The sequence below is a fragment of the Microbacterium jejuense genome, assembly GCF_039544225.1.
GTDB classification, from domain to species: Bacteria; Actinomycetota; Actinomycetes; order Actinomycetales; family Microbacteriaceae; genus Microbacterium; species Microbacterium jejuense.
The window spans coordinates 407,289-427,676 of sequence record NZ_BAABLG010000005.1 but is presented as its reverse complement, the minus strand read 5'-3'; the positions used below and the strand labels follow the sequence as shown (position 1 = coordinate 427,676).

Genomic DNA, 20,388 nt, shown 5'->3' with positions numbered 1-20,388 from the left:
TGCAGTGAGGGTCGACGGCGGATTCCGGCTGCGCCCGTGAAGGGGTGGATGCCGGCGGTCGAACGGCGGGGACGGTTCGCTGATGCCGGTCCCGATGTCACCCGCCAGGTCTAGCGTGGGGCAGGTGACCGAGGACGCCCCCGCCGCCGCAGCGCCGGACCGCATGGCGACGACGCAGCGCTTCGTGCTGTGGATCGCCGTGCTGGGGTCGTTCGTGGCGTTCCTCGACGGCACGATCGTCAATGTCGCCCTGCCCGCGATCAGCGAAGAGCTGGGCGGCGGCCTGACCACGCAGCAGTGGGTGGTCGACGCGTACCTCATCACGCTGGGGGCGCTCATCCTGGTGGCGGGCTCGGTGAGCGATGCCTACGGGCGTGTGCTGGTGCTGCGCATCGGGCTCATCGGCTTCGGCGTCGCGTCGATCGCGATCGCCGCCGCGCAGACCTCGGAGTTCCTGATCATCGCACGCGCCGTGCAGGGTGCGGCAGGCGCGTTCCTCGTGCCCAGCTCGCTCGCGCTCATCACGTCGAACTTCACGGGTGCGGCGCAGAGCCGCGCCATCGGCATCTGGACGGCGATGACGACGTCGGCGATGATCGTGGGCCCGCTCATCGGTGGCGTGCTCGTCGATCTGGTGTCGTGGCGGTGGGCGTTCCTCATCAACGTGGTGCCGATCGCGGCGACCCTCATCCTGCTCGCGCGCGGCGGGTTCCGTGACGTGCGGCATCCCGACGCGTCCATCGACTGGGTCGGGGCGGTGCTGTGCACGCTGGGCCTCGGCGGCATGGTCTACGCGCTGATCGAGCAGCCGAACGCCGGGTGGACGGCGCCGACCATCTGGATCCCGCTCGTGGTGGGCGCGATCCTGTTCGTCGCGTTCATCCTGCGGCAGCGGTTCGTGACCCACCCGATCCTGCCGCTGGACCTGTTCCGCGTGCGCAACTTCTGGACGGGCAACGTCGCCACGGCCTTCATCTACGGCGCGCTCGCACTGAACGGCATGGTCGTCGTCGTGTACCTGCAAGAAGGGCCGGGCCTTCCCGCGACGCTCGCCGGCCTGGCCAGCCTGCCGATGACCGTCATCATGATCTTCCTCAGCTCGCGCGCGGGCGCCTGGAGCGGCCGCTGGGGCCCCCGCTTCTTCATGACCGTCGGCCCCCTCACGATGGGCGTCGGATCCCTCCTGCTGCTGACCACGACCACCGAGTTCTCGTACTGGTGGCAGGTGCTGCCGAGCATGATCGTGATGGGTGTGGGCCTGGCGCTCACCGTCGCGCCGCTCACCTCGGCGATCCTCGGCGCCATCGAGCCCGCGCGCTCGGGTATCGCGTCCGCGGTCAACAACGCCGTCGCCCGCGTCGCCGGTCTTGTCACCGTCGCCCTGCTCGCGGTCATCGTCGGCGGCTCGCTCGACCTCGACGGCTTCCACCGGTCTGCGATCGTGACCGCCGCGCTCATGATCGCCGGCGGCATCACGTCGTTCCTCGGCATCCGCAATCCGCCCCGCGATCCGGCCGCGCAGCCATCGTCGTGATCGAGGGGATGCCGCCCCCGGCCGCCCGGAACGGTCCGCGCCGAGGCGCGTCGGGGTGCGGCATCCACTCTCACCCATTGACACGGCGGAACACGCTGGCCCCGCCGCGGTCCGCCCTGCCAGACTGGCCGCATGGCCGTCATCGAGAACTCGAAAGTCACCGTCGTCGGAGCCGGAAGCGTCGGATCGAGCACCGCCTACGCGGCACTCATCCGCGGCTCTGCCCGCCACGTCGCGCTGTACGACATCGCGACCCAGAAGGTCGAGGCCGAGGTGCTCGACCTCGCCCACGGCACGCAGTTCACCGGCTCCAGCGACATCATCGGCGGCAGCGACCTGTCGGTCGTCGAGGGCTCGCACGTCGTGGTGATCACCGCGGGCGCCAAGCAGGACCCGGGGCAGACGCGCATCGAGCTCGCCGGCGTCAACGCCCGCATCATGAAGTCGATGATGCCGCAGCTGCTCGAGGCCGCCCCCAACGCCATCTACGTGATCGTCACGAACCCCTGCGACGTGCTGACCGTGCTCGCACAGGAGCAGACCGGGCTGCCTCCCGAGCGCATCTTCGCATCGGGCACGGTGCTCGACACCTCGCGCCTGCGCTGGAAGCTCGCCGAACGCGCGGGCGTCTCGACGTCGAGCGTGCACGCCTACATCGTCGGCGAGCATGGCGACACCGAGTTCCCGCTGTGGTCGAAGGCGACGATCGGCACCGTCCCGATCCTCGAATGGGTCACCCCGCGCGGTGACCGCATGACGGCCGAGGAGCTCGACCAGATCGCGATCGACGTGCGCGACGCCGCCTACAAGGTCATCCAGGGCAAGGGCGCGACCAACTACGCCATCGGGCTGTCGAGCGCGCGCATCATCGAGGCGATCCTCGGCGACCAGCACGCGGTGCTGCCCGTCTCGCCGGTGCTGCGCGACTTCCACGGCGTCGACTGCGTCGCCCTGTCGGTGCCGTCCGTCGTGAGCGCCGCCGGCGCCGTCCCGATCCGCCAGACGCAGTTCGACGCCCGCGAGCTCGAGCTGTTCCACCGCTCCGCCGACGCGCTGCGGGAGGTCGCCGACTCGCTGCGCGGCTGACGCACCTGACGAGGGGGATGCCGCGGGCCGCGGCATCCCCCTCGCTGTACCTGCTGCGCCCCGGCGTCGCGCCGTGCTGGTCGGCTGCCGCGTCGAGCCAGTAGCCTCTCCTGGGGGAACGAACCGGGGGGTCTTCGTGCGATCGCACACACGTGTGTCCAGGAGCCTCGCGCTCACCGCTTCTGTCGTCGTCGCCCTCGTGGCGATGACCGGATGCTCCGCTCCGGCGCCGACGGCGACGCCGTCGTCCACGCCTGCCGAGACCGCGCAGACGCTGCCCGCCGACACCGCGGCGGCGCTGCAGACGGTGCTCGACGAGGCGCCGATCGGCGACCGGCTGCCGGGGGTCATCGCCCGGGTCATCACGCCCGACGGCACGTGGAGCGGGACGGTGGGCACGGTCTCTCCCGAGAACGGCGAGACGCCGGCCGCGACCGACCACACCCGCATCGGCCGCCTCACCAAGACGATGACCGCGACGATCCTGCTGCAGCTCGTCGGCGAAGGGCTCGTCAGCCTCGACGACCCGATCTCGATGTACGTGCCCGACGCGCCCAACGGCTCGGCGACGCTGCGCCAGCTGGCCGACATGACCAGCGGCATCCCCTCGTAGTCGACAGACCCCGACTGGCAGGCGGCCTACTTCGGCGATCCGAGCACCGTCTTCACGTCGCAGGAGCTGCTCGACTACGCCAAGACGCTCCCCCTCGATGGCACGCCGGGCGACGTGTGGATGTATTCGAACACCAACTACATCCTGCTCGGCATGGTCATCCAGCAGGTGCTGTCGCAGCCCATCGGCGATGTCTTCGCCCAGCGCCTCTTCGAACCGCTCGGGATGGATCACACGGTCTACCCCGACGGCTCCGCCGCGATGGATGAACCGCGCCTGTCGGGCGTGACCGTGCAGGGTCAGCCCGACGGCACGGTCGCCGACGCCACCGACTGGAACCCGTCGTTCGGCAACACCGCGGGCGAGGTGATCTCGACGCTCGACGACCTCGAGCTGTGGGCCGACGCGCTGTTCACCGGCGAGGGCGTGCTCACCCCCGAGCTGCTGCAGCTGCGCCGCGATTCGATCCTGTCGTCGCCGCCGCCCAACACCGCCGAGGGCGGCTACGGCATCGGGTGGGGTGCCCGGCCGGACGGCTGGTGGGGCCATTCCGGCACCATCCCCGGCTACACGACCTCCGTCTTCCACTCGTACGACCAGGACGCCACGATCATCGTCGTGGCCTCATCCGACATCGAGTTCGACGGTCGAGGCCTGCCCGCCCCGACCCTGTTCGAGGAGCTCGCGGCCGCCCTGGGCTGAGACGGAGGGGACCGGATGCCGCGGACCGCGGCATCCGTCGCGCGGGCCTCGCGGGCGATGTCGCACGCCGCACGTACGCTGAACGCATGGCAGCACCCCGACGCCCCACGCAGACCGCGCCGTACCGGTGCACGGAGTGCGGGTGGACGACCCTCAAGTGGGTCGGGCGCTGCGGCGAGTGCCAGCAGTGGGGCACCGTGGTCGAGGCGGCGGAGCAGACGGGCATCCTGCGATCCGTGACGCCGGTGGCCCCCGGAGCCTCGCGGGCGGCACAGCCGATCACGCACATCGACACCTCCGATGTGCCGCGGCGCACGAGCGGCGTCGGCGAGTTCGACCGGGTGCTCGGCGGCGGCATCGTGCCGGGCGCCGCGATCCTGCTGTCGGGTGAGCCCGGTGTGGGCAAGTCGACGCTGCTGCTCGAAGTCGCGGCGCAGTCCGCGCGCGCCGGGCGCCGCGTGCTGTACGCGAGCGCAGAGGAGTCCACGGCGCAGGTGCGGCTGCGGGCCGAGCGCACCGGGGCGCTGCACGACGAGCTGTACCTGGCGAGCGAGACCGACCTCGCGACGATCCTCGGGCACGTCGACGAGGTGGCACCCGAGCTGCTGATCGTGGACTCCGTGCAGACCGTGTCGTCGGCGCTGTCCGAGGGCATGGCCGGGCATCCGTCGCAGGTGCGCGAGGTCGCGGCGACGCTGATCCGCATCGCCAAAGAGCGCGCGATCCCCACGATCATCGTCGGGCACGTCACGAAGGACGGCTCGATCGCGGGCCCCCGCATCCTCGAGCACCTCGTCGACGTCGTGTGCCAGTTCGAGGGCGACCGGCAGACGTCGCTGCGCTTCGTGCGCGCGCTCAAGAACCGCTTCGGCCCGACCGACGAGGTCGGCTGCTTCGACATGACCGGCGCCGGCATCGCCGAGGTGCCCGACCCGAGCGCCCTGTTCCTCGGGCACGGCACGACAGAGCCGGGGACGTGCGTGTCGATCGCGCTCGAAGGCCGGAGGGCGCTCCCCGTCGAGGTGCAGGCGCTTGTCATCGACAGCAAGTCGCCGAACCCGCGGCGGATCGTGAACGGGGTCGACGCCGCCCGCGTGGCTACCGTGCTCGCGGTGCTCGAGAAGCGCGTCGACGTCAAGACGTCCGACAAGGACGTCTACGTCTCGACGGTGGGAGGGGTGCGGTTCACCGAGCCGGCCGCCGACCTCGCGATCGCGCTCGCGGTGGCGGGTGCCGTCAACAACCTCACGATCCCCCGCCACATCGCGGCGGTCGGCGAACTGAGCCTCGCGGGCGAGATCCGCCCGGTCACGCAGTCCGCACAGCGCCGCACCGAGGCGGCGCGCCTGGGCTACCGCGACCTCATCGACAACCGCTCGGGCCGCCTGCTCGGTGCGCTCAACGACGTCCGCGCGCGCACGAAGGGCCGCCCCGGCGACGACATCCCTGAGTTCTGAGCCCCGCGGCCGCAGACAGGTTCAGAGCGGAGACGCGCAGGCGACGAGAACGAGCGACAGCCCGGCTGCCGTCACCGCGCGCGGCCGGCATCACTCCCGCCGCTCCGAGGGGTGCGACAGGTCGCGACGGTCGGCCACGATCCGCAGCTGGTCGCCGTCGTCGGCGATCTCGAAGATCTCGGCGCGCACGACCGGCGTGTTCATGCCCCGGTGCAGGATCAGGTAGCTCTTGCCATCGAACCCGTCGAACACCATGCCGTGGCCGGCGTTCCCGTCCACGAGGATGCCGTTGTGCACCCAGGGCCCGAACAACGACCCGCTGGGTGATGTCGCGGACGTCTCGATGTACTCGTCGTGGCCGTCGGGATGCCGTCGGTAGGAGGCCCACAGCATCGTCAGCGCACCGCTGGTCAGTCGTCGCAGCTGGCAGCCGTCCGAGATGTAGGGCGCCAGTGAACCTGCCGACGGCGTCCACTCCTTCAGCCACGATCCCTCCGAGGCGCGGAACAGGTGCACCGGGTCATCGACCGCGCTGCTCAGGTCCGGCGCAAGCCGGATCGCCTCGAACGTCCCGTCGATCACCTGCACCCACTCGTGCGCGTAGACCATCCACGGCGTGCCGTCGTCGTCGACGTACAGGGTGCCGTCGAGGGTCATGAACTCCGGCGGCGGGATCGGGCGGTCCGTGCGCACGAGCTCGAACGGCCCCTCCAGCGTGTCGGCGACCGCGATGACGGTGCCGCGCGCCGTCGGGTGCCTGCCGCCGGCGTCATCGGCCGCGCGCACCTCGAACACCGTCGTCCCGCGCTGCGGCCACGGCAGCTCGGTCGCCGGCTGATGCAGGGTCGTGAAGAGGTAGTAGCGGCCGAGGTGCTCGTGCACTTCCGGGGCCCAGGGCGCGGCATCCGGATCCGCCCAGCTGTCGCCGGGGACCCGGAACACGACGTTCGGGCCCGACCAATCGCGCAGATTCTCGCTCGTGTACGAGACGACGCCGGTGCCCGGGATCAGCCCGCGGCGGCCGTCGAACGCCGTGAACAGGTGATACCTGCCGGTGCGCGCGTCGGCGACGACGAACGGGTCGTGCACCGGGATCTCGTCGAGCGTCTGCGTCGGCGCGGCGGTCACAGCTCCTCCAGGGGTCAGCGCCCGCGCGGGCGGCGATGCCGGTGCGGGTCCACGAAGCCCAGCGCGATGGGGATCACGAGTCCGACCGCGCACACCATGCCCACCAGGACGTATTCCACCCCGTGAGCATGCCGAACCGAGCCGCCGACGGTGCGCAGCGCGATCGGAGTGTCGCGGATGCCTGGGTCAGTGGTCGAGAGCCGCGATGATGTCGGCGGGCGTGGCCTGCATGGGATGCGGCCCGGCGATGTCGAAGAAGACCGTCGTGATGCGGTCCTTATGCGTCTCGAGGAAGGCGCGCAGCCAGCCCGGCGACTGCAGTGCGACGTCCGGCGGCAGCGCCTCGGGCTTGTGCGTGGCGTCGCTGAACAGCAGCAGCGCGAGGTCGCCCGTGTTCGGGTCGCGGTAGGTCCACACCTCGCCGACGTCGAGCGGGTTGTCGCGCTGGCCCTTCTGCATGAGCGGCACGACAGTTGGGCCGTGGCGCAGCGCGAACGCGACAGCCGCCATGTCCTGCGTCTGCAAAGCGTCGCTCAGCTGAGTGTTGCGGAACTCCAGGGGTTCCTTCGCCTTCTTCGCGCGCTTCTTGCCTGCCACCCCTCCAGCCTAACCAGGCCCGACGGTGCCGTTCAGGCGAGGAACCCGCGCAGCAGTGCTTCCGAGCCTGCGAGGTGTTCGAGGATCGCCGCGACCGCGGCATCCGGCCGGCCAGCGAGGATCAGGGTGACGATCCGCTCGTGCTGCGCGTTGGAGTGCTCGATGTTGCGGCGCAGCAGCGGGAACGTGTTGAGCCACTCGTTGACCCGCGCCCGGTTCTCGGCCGCGAGCGCGACGAGCGACGGGATGCCGGCGGCTTCGGCGATCGCGAGGTGCAGCTGCGTGTCGAGCCGCCGGTAGTCCGATTCGGATGCCGCGGCCACCGCCTCGTAGTGCGCCCACAGCTCGTCGCGCGCGGCGGCGTCGAGCGTGCGGGCGGCTGCCGTGCGCACCGCCCCGGCTTCGAGCACGCGCCGCATGCCCAGGACGTCCTGCATCTCTTCGGCCGTGACCAGCCGCGGATTCTCGGGGTGCGGCAGCGGGTCGGCGACGAACGTGCCGCCGTAGCGGCCGCGACGGCGGACCAGATAGCCGGCATCCGCGAGCTCTCGGATGGCCTCGCGCACGGTGTCGCGGCTGACCGCGTACATCGCGGCGAGCTCGCGTTCCGAGGGGAGCGACTCCCCCGGCGGGACGACGCCCAGCCGCACGGTTTGCACCAGCCGGGCGGTGGTGTCTTCGAGGGCGTTCCCCTCGCGCACCGGCCGGTAGACGGCCTTCCGCACCTCCGACAGGGGCGCGTCGGTCATGGCCGCAGCGCGGACGACAGCGAGAAGGTGGATGCCTCGGCCACGAGCCCCTCGAAGAGCCGGCGGTCGCCGGGGTTCTCTTCGGGGTGCCACTGCACGCCGACGACGTACCCGTCGCCGGCAGACTCGAACGCCTGCACCAGACCGTCGTCGGTGCGCGCAGAGGCGACGAGGCCCTCGCCGAGCCGGTCGATGCCCTGGTGGTGGTAGCTGTGCACCGACAGTCCGCCCGGGCCGACCAGTTCGGCCAGTCGCGAGTCGTCGTCGACGACGACCTCGTTGACCGCGAACACGCCGCCGCCGATGCGGTAGCGCTCGGTGCCGAGCGCCTCGGGCAGGTGCTGGTGCAGGGTCCCGCCGCGCGCGACGTTGACCAGCTGCAGCCCGCGGCAGATCGCGAGCACGGGCAGACCCCGCCGCTCCGCGCCGCGGAACAGTGCCAGCTCCCAGGCGTCGCGGTCGGGTCGCGCCGGGTCGGTGAGTGGATGCCGCGCCGCGCCGTACAGCGCCGGCTCGACGTCGAGGCCCCCGGTGAGCACCAGTCCGTCCAGCCCGTCGAGCACGGCCTCGGCCGCCTCTTCGGGGTCCGGCTGCGGCGGCAGCAGCACGGCGATGCCCCCGGACGAGGTCACGCCGTCGAAATACTGCTGGGGGAGGAACGCCGCTCGGACATCCCACACCCCCTGCGTCGTCTGCTCAAGGTAGGTCGTCAGGCCGATCAACGGCCTTCTCGTGGACCCCAATTCCCACCGTCCCCTCAAAAGTTCTGCCTCAAAGGTAGACACAGCGTACCAATAGGGGTGACAATCATCGAAAGCACGCACGACCGGTGTTCGGCCAACACCCGGTGCGGGGAGCGGGGCGGTCCGGGGGGACGCCCCGCTCCGCGGTTTCGCGGAGGATCCGCGCCGCGGGGGCGGGTGCCGATCGGGCTCAGTAGAGCAGGAACTGCTTCGGCTGCGTCGCCGGGATGCCGCCGATCTCGACCGAGAGGTTGTACGAGGCGCCCCCGCCCGGCGCGCGCGGACGGGTCTCGTCGGCGCACGTGCCGACGGCGGAACGGGTGCGGTCCCACGCGAGGGGCGAAGCGCTCGACACCGTCTGCCCGGCGGCGATCGTCACGACCATATCGCTCGGCTCGCTCTGGCAGTCCGTGGACCGCCACCACACGTCGTCGCCGCTGGAGACTGTGAAGGACTGGCCGCTCGTCCCGACGTTGAGCGTGCAGTCGGGACCGTTGTTGGTGAGCTTGATGCTGAACTGCGGGCTCTCGTCGCCCGAGTACGTGTCGGCGGATGTGACAGCCTCGACCGTGACCGCACTCGCCACGCACGGCACGGCGGTCGATGTCGCACCGGGGGTGGGCGTCGCATTGTCGGTGGCGCCCGCGGTCGTGCCCGCATCACCGGCATTGCTGTCGCCGGCGACCTCGGTCGCACCCGACGACGGCACCGGAAGCGAGTCCGCCTGGTTCTGATCGGCCGTCTTGGCGTCTTTGGCGTCGGCCTTCTCGGCGCCCGCCCAGGGCTGCGCGATGAACAGCCACACGACACCCACGACCACCAGCACGCCGACGAGCAGCACCATGCGCCGACGACGGTACACCGCCGGTGAGTGGCGACGTCGCGCAGTGGTGCCGGTCATGTTGACAGGCTAAACCGCGGTCGGCGGCATCCTGAACCGGCGCGCGCCGGACCGCGAAACCCTGAGGTTCGATAACGCCCGATCAGAGCCGCTTGAGCATGCGGGTGTTGCCGAGCGTATTCGGCTTCACGTGGGCGAGGTCGAGGAACTCGGCGACGCCCTCGTCCGGAGAGCGGATGAGCTGCGAGTACACGTCGGGGTCCACGACCTGCTCGCCGATCGGCTCGAAGCCGCGGCGCGTGAAGAAGTCCACCTCGAACGTCAGGCAGAACAGGCGCGAGAGACCGAGCGTTCGGGCGTTGTGCTCCAGCCCGTCGACGATCGCGCGACCGACGCCGTGGTGCAGCCAGCCGTCGGCGACGATGAGGGTGCGCACCTCGCCCAGGTCCTCCCACATGACGTGCAGCGCGCCGCAGCCGATGAGATCGCCGTTCGCATCCTCGGCGACGAGGAACTGCTGCGTGGCCTCGTAGAGCACCACCAGGTCCTTGCCGAGCAGGATGCGCCGCTGCACGAACGGTTCGAGAAGCGCCTGGATGCGGGGCACGTCGCGCGTACGCGCCGGCCGGATCGTGAACTCTGCCACCCGTCAAGCGTAGAACCCCGTGAACCGTCAGGAACGACGAAGAGCGGATGCCGCCGGCATCCGCTCTTCGTCTCTCGCGCTACGAGGCGCTCAGGAGTTGGCTGCGAGGTCGGGCGTCGCGGTGATCTCGCCGCCGTGGACGACGCCCACGGCGACCTTCTCGCCGCGCGGGCCGTGCTCGAACACGAACTCGCCGTTCTGGGCGTCGACCTTGACGTGGTCGCCGGGGTTCAGCTCGCCGTGCAGGATCTTCTCCGACAGGCGGTCCTCGACCTCGCGCTGCATGGCACGACGCAGCGGGCGGGCGCCGAGCGTCGGGTCGAAGCCGATCTCGATCAGCTTGTCCTTGGCGGCATCCGACAGCTCGAGCGTCATGTCGCGGTCGAGCAGCCGCTCGCCGAGGCGCTTGGTGAACAGGCCCACGATCTGGCGCAGCTCGTCCTTGTTCAGCTGCGGGAAGACGATGATGTCGTCGACGCGGTTGAGGAACTCGGGCTTGAAGTTGCGCTTGAGCTCCTCGTTGACCTTGCCCTTCATCCGCTCGTAGGTCGTACCCTGGTCGCCCTCCACCTGGAAGCCCACCGGGCCGCCGGCGATCGCCGACGAACCGAGGTTCGTCGTCATGATGATGACCGTGTTCTTGAAGTCGATGACGCGACCCTGACCGTCGGTGAGGCGACCCTCTTCGAGGATCTGCAGCAGCGAGTTGAAGATGTCGGGGTGTGCCTTCTCGATCTCGTCGAAGAGCACGACCGAGAACGGCTTGCGGCGCACCTTCTCGGTGAGCTGGCCGCCCTCTTCGAACCCGACGAACCCGGGAGGGGCACCGAACAGGCGCGAGACGGTGTGCTTCTCACCGAACTCCGACATGTCGAGCGAGATCAGCGCGGCCTCGTCGTCGAACAGGAACTCGGCGAGCGCCTTGGCGAGCTCGGTCTTTCCGACGCCCGTGGGGCCGGCGAAGATGAACGAGCCCGAGGGGCGCTTCGGGTCCTTGAGGCCGGCGCGCTGGCGGCGGATCGTCTTCGCCAGGGCGGCGATCGCCTCCTCCTGGCCGATGACACGCTGGTGCAGCGCCTTCTCCATGAAGACGAGCCGGCTCGACTCCTCCTCGGTGAGCTTGAAGACCGGGATACCGGTCGCCTGGGCGAGCACCTCGGCGATCAGGCCCTCGTCGACGACCGCGTGCGACGCGACGTCGCCCGAGCGCCACTGCTTCTCCAGGCGCAGGCGCTCGGCGAGGAGCGACTTCTCTTCATCGCGCAGCGCGGCGGCCTTCTCGAAGTCCTGGTCCTCGGAGGCGCGCTCCTTGTCTTCACGGACCTTGGCGATCTTGTCGTCGAACTCGCGCAGCTCGGGCGGGCTCGACAGGATCGACAGACGCAGGCGGGCGCCGGCCTCGTCGATCAGGTCGATGGCCTTGTCGGGCAGGAAGCGGTCCGAGATGTACCGGTCGGCGAGGTTCGCCGCGGCGACGATCGCGCCGTCGGTGATCTGCACCTTGTGGTGCGCCTCGTAGCGGTCGCGCAGACCCTTCAGGATGTTGATCGCGTGGGGCAGGCTCGGCTCGGCGACCTGGATCGGCTGGAAGCGGCGCTCGAGGGCGGCATCCTTCTCGAAGTGCTTGCGGTACTCGTCGAGCGTGGTGGCGCCGATGGTCTGGAGCTCGCCACGAGCCAGGAGCGGCTTCAGGATCGAGGCCGCGTCGATCGCGCCCTCGGCGGCACCGGCACCCACGAGGGTGTGGATCTCGTCGATGAAGACGATGATGTCGCCGCGCGTGCGGATCTCCTTGGTGACCTTCTTGAGGCGCTCCTCGAAGTCACCGCGGTAGCGGGAACCGGCGATGAGCGAACCGAGGTCGAGCGAGTACAGCTGCTTGTCCTTGAGCGTCTCGGGCACGTCGCCCTTGACGATGGCCTGTGCCAGGCCCTCGACGACCGCCGTCTTTCCGACGCCGGGCTCACCGATGAGGACGGGGTTGTTCTTGGAGCGGCGCGACAGGATCTGCATGACGCGCTCGATCTCCTTCTCGCGCCCGATCACCGGGTCGAGCTTGTTGTCGCGCGCGGCCTGCGTAAGGTTGCGGCCGAACTGGTCGAGCACCTGCGAGCCGCCCTGCGTGGTGCCCTGGGTCTGCTCGCCGGCGCCGGAGGCGACACCCGCGGGCTCCTTGCCCTGGTAGCCCGAGAGCAGCTGGATGACCTGCTGGCGCACCTTGTTGAGGTCGGCGCCGAGCTTGACGAGCACCTGGGCGGCGACGCCCTCGCCCTCGCGGATGAGTCCGAGCAGGATGTGCTCGGTGCCGATGTAGTTGTGGCCGAGCTGCAGCGCCTCGCGGAGGCTCAGCTCGAGCACCTTCTTGGCACGCGGCGTGAAGGGGATGTGGCCGGTCGGCTGCTGCTGACCCTGGCCGATGATGTCCTGCACCTGCTCGCGCACGGCGTCGAGCGAGATGCCCAGGCTCTCGAGGGCCTTGGCGGCGACGCCCTCACCCTCGTGGATGAGGCCGAGCAGGATGTGCTCGGTGCCGATGTAGTTGTGGTTGAGCATCTTCGCCTCTTCCTGGGCGAGGACGACCACACGACGGGCACGGTCGGTGAATCTCTCGAACATCGTTCACTCCTCCGGGGCGCCTCGGGTCGCTTGTGACCCACTGCGCCTTACAAAGAGGGTAGCCAGCAGGCCCCGACCGAACGGCGATGTTCGCCGTGGGCATATCGACAGCGCGCACGGCCCCTGAGCCTGTCGAAGGGTTGCGCCGCGGCATCCACAGGGTTTAACGTTTTTCGATAACAACGTTTATCGATATGGAGACGAGGATGGTCATGCACTCGACACCGCGCGCTCACGTCTCGCGCGCCGAGGGATTCACGCTCGGCCTGATCGCGACCGGCGCGGTCAGCGTCGGGATCGCCGCGCTGGTGGCGATCGTGCAGCGCGCGATCGGCGTCTTCGGCGACAGCCCGACAGTGCCGATGCCCGTCACCGGCGGCGACGTCGAGGCGCTCGACGGGGTCGCCGACGTCACGGCCGCCACCTACACCGCCGCCGACGTGACCTTCACGTCGCTGCCGACCGGCGTCAGCTGGATGCTGCTGCTGGAGGGCGCACTGCCCGCACTCGCCACGATCGGCGTGTGCGCGATCGCCTGGTGGCTCGGCGTCTCGCTCATTCGCGGCCGACCGTTCCGCGCATCGATGCCGGCCGCGATCGGCATCGTGGCGTGCCTCGTGATCGCCGGCGGCCTCTTCGGCCAGCTCGCGGGAGCGTGGGGCCGGGCGATGCTCGTCGAGCACCTGTCGGCGACGGACGACGCCGTCACCGACGTGTTCTGGATCTTCCTGGTGCAGCTGGATCTGGCGCCGATCGGCTGGGGCTTCGCGCTCGCACTCGTCGCGACCGCGTTCCAGCTGGGCACGCGGCTGCAGCGCGAGACCGAGGGGCTGGTGTGATGACGATGAGGCGGGATGCGGCATCCACTCGATCCGAGACCGCGGACGCGGTGACGGTGATCGTGGTCGGCGCCCTCGCGGCAGTCGTCGTCGTGGTCGCAGCGGTGCTGCGGGCGTTCGTGACCTTCCGGCCGGACGGTATCGCGTGGCGGCTCTCCGTCGATGAGGCGCCTGTGTCGGCGACCCTCGACTCCGACGTTGCGGGCGTGGAAGGTTTCATCACTCAGGTTGCGGTCATCGCGTCGGGCGTGAACGCGGTCTCGATCACCGCCATCGTGCTGTCGATCGTCCTGGGCACCCTTGCGGCGCTGCTGGTGATCACCGCGGTGATGCTCGTGGCGTTCAGCTTCTTGCGCGGCCGGATCTTCGTGCCGGCGACGGCGCGGGCGTTCGACGTCATCGGCTGGGCCATCGTGCTGGGCGCGGCAGGCGTGATGTTCTTCGACGCGCTGGGCCGCAACGGCGTACTCGCGGCGCTCGGCGCCGAGGACGTGGGAGCCGACCTCGGCGCGCAGTTCTGGACGTTCGCCCCCGCGTGGGCAGCCGGCGTCTCGATCGGGATCGTCGGGCGGGCGTTCCGCCGCGGAGTTCGGCTGCAGCGCGAGACGGACCTGCTGGTATGAGCCCCGCCGACGACGAAGGACCCTCCGGAGTCCACTGCCGGCTCGACGAACTGCTCGACGAGCGCGGCATGACGCTGACCCGGCTGTCGGAGCTGGTGGGGGTGTCGGTCGTGAACCTGTCGATCCTCAAGAACGACCGCGCCCGCGCGATCCGCTACTCGACGCTGTCGGCGATCTGCCGCGCGCTCGACTGCGAGATCGGCGAGCTGCTCGTGCGTGCGGACTGACCTCGGTCGCCCCACCGGCATGATCCGGGATGCCGCGGTCCGCGGCATCCCGGATCATCCTCGTCAGTCGTGGCCGATGATCGGGACGCGCACGCCCTCGAAGCTGTCGCCGGTGAGGACGGCGGTGACCTCGGCGTCGTCGGAGGCGCCCTCGACCTGGGCGACGACGGCGCGCGGCGCCATGTCGGCGGTGCAGACCTGGTCGGCGGGCGGGTCAGCGAACGTCACCGCGACCTCGGTCGGCGAGGTCAGCGCAACGTCCGAGATGACCGGCACGCACGAGGACGAGCCCCATGTCAGGATGACGAACTGGCCATCCTCGCCGGTCCATCCGGCGCTGGGAAGGTAGTCGGTCTGGCCGCCGCCGGTGAGCCCGGCGACGCCGTCGACGTCGGCGTCACCGGTGTAGTCGCCGGTGAAGCGGATCTCGAGCTCCTGGGTGGGGTCGACGTCCGGCGGGACGGCCACGGGGGTGACGCGCGGCACGAGGTCCATCGTGCAGGCGGTCGCCTCGGGCGGGTCGAGCAGCTCGACATCGAGGACGCCGTTCGTGTAGGCGACGTCGCCGGCGACCGGGATGCAGGTCGATGAGCCCTGCGTGACAAGGCCGATCATGCGGCCGCCGTCGAGCCACGCGACGTCGGCGTCGATCTCTTTGGCCGGGCCGTCGGATGCCGCAGCCGACGGCGCCGCGGACGTCGGCGTCGAGCCGGACCCGGCCGGGGACGCACAGGCCGTCAGCAGACCGACCGCGAGCAGGGCCAGACCGACACCGGTGGCGAGAGAACGTGAGCGGGCGGGCATGCGAGCCTCCTCGTGGTCTGCGGATGCTTCCCCCGAGGCATCCGTCACCCCTATGGTGTCGCAATCGGGCCCGGAATCTCAGTGCCTCGATAACGTGCCGGTCACGATCGCCCGAGAGGATGCCTCACTGCAGCGCGGACGTGAGGCGTGCGAGGTTGTCGAGCACGGTCGACCGGAGCGGCTGCTTCTCCCATTCCGCCAGGGTGAGCTCGCGCGAAAGCGACCGGTACATGTCTTCGACGCCGCGCATCTCTTCGACGAACTCCTCACCGCGCACGAGCATCGAGATCTCCATGTTGAGACCGAAGGAGCGCATGTCCATGTTGCTCGACCCGATGATCGCGACCTCGTCGTCGATCGTGAGGCTCTTGGTGTGCAGGATGAACGGCTTCTTGTACATCCAGATCTTCACGCCCGCCCGCAGCAGCGCTTCGTAGTAGCTGCGCTGCGCGTGGTAGACGATCGCCTGGTCGCCCTCCTCGGAGACGAAGAGCTCGACGTGGATGCCGCGCTGACAGGCCGTCGTGATCGCGAGGAGCATCGACTCGTCGGGGACGAAGTACGGGCTGACCACGATGATCTTGCGCTGCGCCGCGTACAGCAGCCCCGCGAACAGCTTGAGGTTGTTCTGGAACTCGAACCCGGGGCCGGACGGCACGATCTGGCAGTCCAGGTCGCCGGGACCCGCCGTCACGTCGAACAGGTCGATCTGCTCGGTGAGCACCTCGTCGGTCTCGGAGTACCAGTCGCTGAGGAAGACCGCGTTGACGGATGCCACGACGGGCCCCTCGATGCGCGCCATGAGGTCGACCCAGTGCAGGCCCCGCTTGATGTTCTTCTTGAGGTTGTACGTGGAAGCCGTGACGTTCTGCGACCCGGTGAACGCGACGAGCCCGTCGACGACGAGGAGCTTGCGGTGGTTGCGCAGGTCGGGGCGCTGGTACTTGCCCTTGAGCGGCTGCACCGGGAGCATCAGGTGCCACTGCGCCCCCATCGCCGTGAGCCGCTTGAGCGTCTTGCGGTAGAACGGCTTGCCGCGGTTGGCCCAGTGGTCCAGCAGCACCCGCACCGTCACCCCGCGCGCCGCGACCTCTTCGAGCGCGCGGAAGAAGCCGTCGGTCGCGGCGTCGGTCTGCAGGATGTAGAACTCGACGTGCACGAAGTGCCGCGCCTCGCGGATGGCGTGGGCCATCGCGTCGAGGCTCTCCTGGTAGTCCGGGATCAGGTGCGCCGCGTTGTCGCCGGCCAGCGGCATGGCGCCGAGGTTGCGGTTGAGCGTGACCAGCGACCGGAACCACTCCGGCGCGTGGGGACGCAGCGTGCCGAAGTCGAGCGACGCACTCGTGTCGTGGATGTAGTCGTTGATCCGCTCCTGCTTGCGACGGCGCTTGCGCGGCAGCCGCGGATTGCCGATCAGCAGGAACAGGAACACGCCGATGATCGGGATGAAATAGATCGCCAGCAGCCACGCCATGGCCGCCGTCGGGCGTCGGTTGCGCGGGACCACGATGACCGCCGTCACGCGGATCACGATGTCGATGACGAGGATCGTCAGCACCCACCACGTCGAATCGATCGTGATGGTGATCATCGGGCTGTGCCTCTCAAGCGCTGACCGGGGCTGACGTGTTGCCTCACCTTAGCGGGATCGGCCGACACGCCCGGCCGATGGCACGACGCGCCGGATCAGCTGTCTGAGGGAGTGGATGCCGCGGCCCGGGGAGGCAGGCCGCGCTTGGCTCGTTCCTCGGCGTCGATCTTCGCGTACACGCGCCGCTCGGTGCGGTCGGCGCGCACGATGCTGCGCAGCACGAAGAAGAAGATCAGCGAGACGAGGACGGTCGGCAGAAGTGTCCACAACGCCGCAGCCCAGAAATCCATGTCTTCAAGGATACGCCGTGCGGGTATCGCTCTCTCCACAGGCGCCGCGGACCGGCCGCGCCGCCGCGCTCTCTCCACAGGGGTTACGCGACGACCGCACGCGCCACGAGAGTCGTCGTCCATGACCCCCACGATCGTGAAAGCCGCGGATGCCGCACAGTTCCTCTCTTTCGTCCCGCGACTGCTGGGCTTCCGGCCCACCCGCAGCCTCGTCGTGATCCCGTTCGGCGGTACGCGCAGCCTCGGCGCGATGCGATTCGACCTCCCGCCCGACGACGCCTCGTCCGTGGACCGCGTCGCCTCGACCGTCGTGGGCATGGTCTGCCGCGTGGCCGGGGCCGACGCGATCGCCGCGATCGTCTACACCGACGACGGCTTCGGGGGTGAAGGGATGCCGCACCGTGCTCTGCTCGACGCCCTGGCGTTCCGCGCCGACGCGTGCGGGCTGCGGGTCGGCGACCTGCTCTGCGTGGCCGCGGACGCATGGGCGTCGGCCTTCGATGCCGACGGTCCGCCCGGCGGCCGCGGCCTCGGGGAGCTCGAGCCGGAGGACGACGGAGGGCATCTGCCCCTCCCCGCCGGCGACCAGGCATCGGGCGCCGATCTCCCCGAGCCCGATCCCGGGCAGCGCGAGGGTGTCGCACGGGCGCTGCGCGAACTGCGCCGCGCCCTCACACAGCTGTGCGGCCCCGACGCCCCCGAAGCCGAATCCGATGCCGACGCCGCGGAGGCCGCGCCCGCTGAGCCGCCGGCTCCGGCGCATGCGCCGACCGCAGACCTCGGGCCGGTGCCGGCACCGGTCGGCGGGACCGCTGCCGAGCCGGCATCCCGCGACGACGCCCGCGTCGATCCCCGCGCCCTGGCTGCGGCCTGCCGGCTCGACGACCTGCCGGAGCTCTTCGAGGCCGTGCTGCACGAGGATCCCGAAGCCCTCGACGCGTACGATCACGCGGCGCTCGTCTGGTGCCTCGAGCGTCCGTCACTTCGCGACATCGCGCTCGTGCAGTGGAGCGGCAACCTCGCCCAGGGCGACGAGGCGCTGGCCGCGCAGCTGCGGTGGGAGTCAGGCGAGGAGTACCCGCCGCACCTCGCGATGCGGATGTGGGGCGACGGCGAGCCGCCGTCGCCGGCCCGGCTGGACGTCGCCCTGCAGCTGGTGCGAGCGGTGGCGTCATCCGCTCCGCACGAGGCCCTGGCCGGACCGCTCGCGATGTGCGCCTGGCTGTCGTGGGCGCTCGGCCGCTCGACGCACGCCGGCGAGTACGCCCAGCGGGCGTGCGACGTCGACCCCGACCACGGCCTCGCCCAGATCGTGCTGTCGTTCGTGCGGGCGGGGCATCTGCCGGACTGGGCGTTCCGGCGGTGAGGATGCGGCTACTTGACGAGCGGGAAGAGGATCGTCTCGCGGATGCCGAGCCCGGTCACCGCCATGAGCAGGCGGTCGATGCCCATGCCCATGCCACCGGTCGGCGGCATGCCGTGCTCGAGCGCGCGCAGGAACTCCTCGTCGATGCGCATGGCCTCCAGGTCGCCGCGCGCAGCGAGCTTCGCCTGCTCGACGAAGCGCTCGCGCTGGATCACCGGGTCGACGAGCTCGGAATAGCCGGTCGCCAGCTCGAACCCGCGGACGTACAGGTCCCACTTCTCGACGACGCCCGGGATCGAACGGTGCTCGCGCACGAGCGGGCTGGTGTCGAGCGGGAAGTCCATGACGAACGTCGGGCGCACGAGACCGGGCTTGACGAAGTGCTCCCACAGCTCCTCGACGAGCTTGCCGTGGATCGCGTGCGGCGGCAGTTCGACGCCCTCGGCCTCGGCGAGCGCCACGAGGTCCTCGAACGGGGTCTCGGGCGTGATCTCGCGACCGGCCGCCTGCGACAGCGAGCCGTACATCGACAGACGGTCCCACTGGCCGCCGAGGTCGTACTCGGTGCCGTCGGCCCAGATGACCGTCGTCGAGCCCGACACCGCGATCGCGGCGTTCTGGATCAGCTCCTGGGTGAGGTCGGCGATGCCGTTGTAGTCGCTGTACGCCTGATAGGCCTCAAGCATCGCGAACTCAGGGCTGTGCGTCGAGTCCGCGCCTTCGTTGCGGAAGTTGCGGTTGATCTCGAAGACGCGGTCGATCCCGCCCACGACGGCACGCTTGAGGAACAGCTCCGGCGCGATGCGCAGATACAGGTCGGCGTCGAAGGCGTTCGAGTGCGTGATGAACGGACGCGCCGACGCGCCGCCGTGCTGCACCTGCAGCATCGGGGTCTCGACCTCGATGAACTCGTGCGACGCGAACGTCTCGCGCAGGCTCGCGTTCACCTTGGCACGGGCGATCACCGTCTCGCGGGCGCGATCGCGGACGATCAGGTCGAGGAACCGGCTGCGGACGCGGCTTTCTTCGCTGAGTTCGGAGTGCAGATTCGGCAGGGGCAGGACAGCCTTGGAGGCGACGGCCCACTCCGACACCATGATCGACAGCTCGCCGCGGCGGCTGGAGACCACCTCACCCGAGACGAACACGTGATCGCCCAGGTCGACGAGCTCCTTCCACTGCTGCAGCGACTCCTCGCCGACGGCCGCGAGCGACACCATCGCCTGGATGCGACTGCCGTCGCCGGCCTGCAGCGACGCGAAGCACAGCTTGCCGGTGTTGCGGCTGAACACCACACGTCCCGCGACACCCGCGGCCACGCCGGTCTCGGCGCCCGCTTCGAGGTCGCCGAAGCGCTCGCGCAGACCCGGGATCGTGTCGGTGATCGGCAGGCTCACGGGGTACGCCCCACCCGCGGCATCCACCCGCTCGGCGATCAGCCGCTCACGCTTGGCCAGCCGCACGGCCTTCTGCTCGAAGACGTCTTCTTCGGTCGGCTCGGCGGGCGGGGTCGTGTCGGTCACGAGATGGGCTCCTCAGTGGGGTGTTCTCCGCAGAGCGCGGACCCGTCGAGTCTACCGAGGGCCGTCTCGGGGCTCCGCTGAGTCCGGCAGGGGCCGGATCCGAGGGCGGCAGGCGCGAAGTGACTTCCCCTGTGAACTGGGCTATGGTCGGCCGGACCCGCCAACTATCACAGGGGAAGCGAGCACACCATGTCGAAGCAGCAGGCGAAGAAACCGGCTCAGCTGTCGCTCAAAGAGAAGCGCGAGCAGAAGCGGTCGAAGGTCGAAGAGAGCACGGTCCGGACCCGCAAGGGCTCCTGATCCGCGGCACTCCGTGTGGACGCGACGGCGCGCCCCACCGGAGTGCGCCGAGCGGGAGCGGCCGGTGTCCTTCCCGCTCGGCGGGCCTCCGTCGAGGGCGGCCTCAGTCGAGG

Annotated in this window: 18 protein-coding genes and 1 pseudogene; 8 read left to right on the top strand and 11 right to left on the bottom strand. The window is 70.1% G+C overall.

The genetic code is table 11. The features are described 5' to 3' along the window. The first annotated feature begins 163 nt into the window (after nucleotides 1–163). From ABEA46_RS11555 to radA, 4 genes and pseudogenes are all read left to right on the top strand, one after another. Nucleotides 164–1,534: an MFS transporter gene (locus ABEA46_RS11555; RefSeq protein WP_345544832.1), complete on the top strand. Its 1,371-nt coding sequence runs from the start codon at nucleotides 164–166 to the stop codon at nucleotides 1,532–1,534. A 132-nt stretch (nucleotides 1,535–1,666) separates the two neighbouring features. Further along, nucleotides 1,667–2,620 carry an L-lactate dehydrogenase gene (locus ABEA46_RS11550; protein ID WP_345544693.1) on the top strand — a complete coding sequence of 318 codons (954 nt, stop codon included), beginning with the start codon at nucleotides 1,667–1,669 and terminating at the stop codon, nucleotides 2,618–2,620. 205 nt (nucleotides 2,621–2,825) lie between these two features. Further along, a pseudogene (locus ABEA46_RS11545) lies at nucleotides 2,826–3,935 on the top strand (serine hydrolase domain-containing protein). A gap of 86 nt (nucleotides 3,936–4,021) precedes the next feature. Continuing rightward, nucleotides 4,022–5,392: a DNA repair protein RadA gene (gene radA, locus ABEA46_RS11540; RefSeq protein ID WP_345544692.1), complete on the top strand. Its 1,371-nt coding sequence runs from the start codon at nucleotides 4,022–4,024 to the stop codon at nucleotides 5,390–5,392. 90 nt (nucleotides 5,393–5,482) lie between these two features. Here the strand turns inward: radA and ABEA46_RS11535 are convergent, their stop codons facing one another. From ABEA46_RS11535 to ABEA46_RS11505, 7 genes are all read right to left on the bottom strand, one after another. Next, the gene (locus ABEA46_RS11535) at nucleotides 5,483–6,520 is read right to left on the bottom strand and encodes a glycoside hydrolase family 43 protein (RefSeq protein ID WP_345544691.1); all 1,038 of its coding nucleotides are present in this window, start codon (nucleotides 6,518–6,520) and stop codon (nucleotides 5,483–5,485) included. A gap of 186 nt (nucleotides 6,521–6,706) precedes the next feature. Next, nucleotides 6,707–7,117, bottom strand: a complete 411-nt coding sequence (locus ABEA46_RS11530; RefSeq protein ID WP_345544690.1) for a dehydrogenase — start codon at nucleotides 7,115–7,117, stop codon at nucleotides 6,707–6,709. A 32-nt stretch (nucleotides 7,118–7,149) separates the two neighbouring features. Further along, nucleotides 7,150–7,866 carry a FadR/GntR family transcriptional regulator gene (locus ABEA46_RS11525; RefSeq protein WP_345544689.1) on the bottom strand — a complete coding sequence of 239 codons (717 nt, stop codon included), beginning with the start codon at nucleotides 7,864–7,866 and terminating at the stop codon, nucleotides 7,150–7,152. Beyond that, complete coding sequence (locus tag ABEA46_RS11520; protein WP_345544688.1) at nucleotides 7,863–8,588, bottom strand: gamma-glutamyl-gamma-aminobutyrate hydrolase family protein; 726 nt, start codon at nucleotides 8,586–8,588, stop codon at nucleotides 7,863–7,865. Before ABEA46_RS11520 ends, ABEA46_RS11525 begins: the two co-directional genes overlap by 4 nt. 211 nt (nucleotides 8,589–8,799) lie before the next feature. Next, complete coding sequence (locus tag ABEA46_RS11515; protein ID WP_345544687.1) at nucleotides 8,800–9,510, bottom strand: hypothetical protein; 711 nt, start codon at nucleotides 9,508–9,510, stop codon at nucleotides 8,800–8,802. An 82-nt stretch (nucleotides 9,511–9,592) separates the two neighbouring features. Continuing rightward, entirely contained in the window at nucleotides 9,593–10,096 is a 504-nt protein-coding gene (locus ABEA46_RS11510; protein WP_345544686.1) for an amino-acid N-acetyltransferase, read from the bottom strand. A gap of 90 nt (nucleotides 10,097–10,186) precedes the next feature. Beyond that, nucleotides 10,187–12,712 carry an ATP-dependent Clp protease ATP-binding subunit gene (locus ABEA46_RS11505; RefSeq protein ID WP_345544685.1) on the bottom strand — a complete coding sequence of 842 codons (2,526 nt, stop codon included), beginning with the start codon at nucleotides 12,710–12,712 and terminating at the stop codon, nucleotides 10,187–10,189. Between the two features lie 212 nt (nucleotides 12,713–12,924). Between ABEA46_RS11505 and ABEA46_RS11500 the strand changes: the two genes are divergently transcribed. Genes ABEA46_RS11500 through ABEA46_RS11490 form a run of 3 tightly spaced genes read left to right on the top strand, consistent with a single transcriptional unit; the run spans nucleotide 12,925 to nucleotide 14,401 of the window. Further along, nucleotides 12,925–13,551, top strand: a complete 627-nt coding sequence (locus tag ABEA46_RS11500) for a hypothetical protein (RefSeq protein ID WP_345544684.1) — start codon at nucleotides 12,925–12,927, stop codon at nucleotides 13,549–13,551. After that, nucleotides 13,551–14,174 carry a hypothetical protein gene (locus tag ABEA46_RS11495; RefSeq protein WP_345544683.1) on the top strand — a complete coding sequence of 208 codons (624 nt, stop codon included), beginning with the start codon at nucleotides 13,551–13,553 and terminating at the stop codon, nucleotides 14,172–14,174. Before ABEA46_RS11500 ends, ABEA46_RS11495 begins: the two co-directional genes overlap by 1 nt. Further along, nucleotides 14,171–14,401: a helix-turn-helix domain-containing protein gene (locus ABEA46_RS11490; protein ID WP_345544682.1), complete on the top strand. Its 231-nt coding sequence runs from the start codon at nucleotides 14,171–14,173 to the stop codon at nucleotides 14,399–14,401. Before ABEA46_RS11495 ends, ABEA46_RS11490 begins: the two co-directional genes overlap by 4 nt. Before the next feature lie 63 nt (nucleotides 14,402–14,464). On the opposite strand, the gene ABEA46_RS11485 is transcribed toward ABEA46_RS11490, so the two are convergent. The 3 genes from ABEA46_RS11485 to ABEA46_RS11475 all read right to left on the bottom strand — a co-directional run bounded on the left by ABEA46_RS11485 (nucleotide 14,465) and on the right by ABEA46_RS11475 (nucleotide 17,086). Then, nucleotides 14,465–15,205, bottom strand: a complete 741-nt coding sequence (locus ABEA46_RS11485; RefSeq protein ID WP_345544681.1) for a hypothetical protein — start codon at nucleotides 15,203–15,205, stop codon at nucleotides 14,465–14,467. Nucleotides 15,206–15,329: 124 nt separating this feature from the next. Continuing rightward, nucleotides 15,330–16,796 carry a cardiolipin synthase gene (gene cls, locus ABEA46_RS11480; RefSeq protein WP_345544680.1) on the bottom strand — a complete coding sequence of 489 codons (1,467 nt, stop codon included), beginning with the start codon at nucleotides 16,794–16,796 and terminating at the stop codon, nucleotides 15,330–15,332. Between the two features lie 95 nt (nucleotides 16,797–16,891). Then, nucleotides 16,892–17,086 (bottom strand): hypothetical protein, encoded by a 195-nt coding sequence (locus ABEA46_RS11475; RefSeq protein ID WP_345544679.1) that lies wholly within the window; start codon nucleotides 17,084–17,086, stop codon nucleotides 16,892–16,894. Between the two features lie 121 nt (nucleotides 17,087–17,207). On the opposite strand from ABEA46_RS11475, the gene ABEA46_RS11470 reads away from it, so the two are divergent. Then, a complete protein-coding gene (locus tag ABEA46_RS11470) occupies nucleotides 17,208–18,452 on the top strand; it encodes a DUF4192 family protein (RefSeq protein WP_345544678.1) in 1,245 nt (414 codons plus the stop codon). An 8-nt stretch (nucleotides 18,453–18,460) separates the two neighbouring features. Here the strand turns inward: ABEA46_RS11470 and lysS are convergent, their stop codons facing one another. Further along, nucleotides 18,461–19,975, bottom strand: coding sequence for a lysine--tRNA ligase (gene lysS, locus ABEA46_RS11465; protein WP_345544677.1), 1,515 nt, complete (start codon nucleotides 19,973–19,975; stop codon nucleotides 18,461–18,463). Between the last annotated feature and the right edge of the window lie 413 nt (nucleotides 19,976–20,388).

Bases quoted from the DNA above. Each gene is read 5' to 3' on its own strand.
- ABEA46_RS11555 (WP_345544832.1), top strand. From the start codon at position 164: ATGGCGACGACGCAGCGCTTCGTGCTGTGGATCGCCGTGCTGGGGTCG.
- ABEA46_RS11550 (WP_345544693.1), top strand. From the start codon at position 1,667: ATGGCCGTCATCGAGAACTCGAAAGTCACCGTCGTCGGAGCCGGAAGC.
- radA (WP_345544692.1), top strand. From the start codon at position 4,022: ATGGCAGCACCCCGACGCCCCACGCAGACCGCGCCGTACCGGTGCACG.
- ABEA46_RS11525 (WP_345544689.1), bottom strand. From the start codon at position 7,866: ATGACCGACGCGCCCCTGTCGGAGGTGCGGAAGGCCGTCTACCGGCCG.
- ABEA46_RS11515 (WP_345544687.1), bottom strand. From the start codon at position 9,510: ATGACCGGCACCACTGCGCGACGTCGCCACTCACCGGCGGTGTACCGT.
- ABEA46_RS11505 (WP_345544685.1), bottom strand. From the start codon at position 12,712: ATGTTCGAGAGATTCACCGACCGTGCCCGTCGTGTGGTCGTCCTCGCC.
- ABEA46_RS11500 (WP_345544684.1), top strand. From the start codon at position 12,925: ATGCACTCGACACCGCGCGCTCACGTCTCGCGCGCCGAGGGATTCACG.
- ABEA46_RS11495 (WP_345544683.1), top strand. From the start codon at position 13,551: ATGACGATGAGGCGGGATGCGGCATCCACTCGATCCGAGACCGCGGAC.
- ABEA46_RS11490 (WP_345544682.1), top strand. From the start codon at position 14,171: ATGAGCCCCGCCGACGACGAAGGACCCTCCGGAGTCCACTGCCGGCTC.
- ABEA46_RS11485 (WP_345544681.1), bottom strand. From the start codon at position 15,205: ATGCCCGCCCGCTCACGTTCTCTCGCCACCGGTGTCGGTCTGGCCCTG.
- cls (WP_345544680.1), bottom strand. From the start codon at position 16,796: ATGATCACCATCACGATCGATTCGACGTGGTGGGTGCTGACGATCCTC.
- ABEA46_RS11475 (WP_345544679.1), bottom strand. From the start codon at position 17,086: ATGGATTTCTGGGCTGCGGCGTTGTGGACACTTCTGCCGACCGTCCTC.
- ABEA46_RS11470 (WP_345544678.1), top strand. From the start codon at position 17,208: ATGACCCCCACGATCGTGAAAGCCGCGGATGCCGCACAGTTCCTCTCT.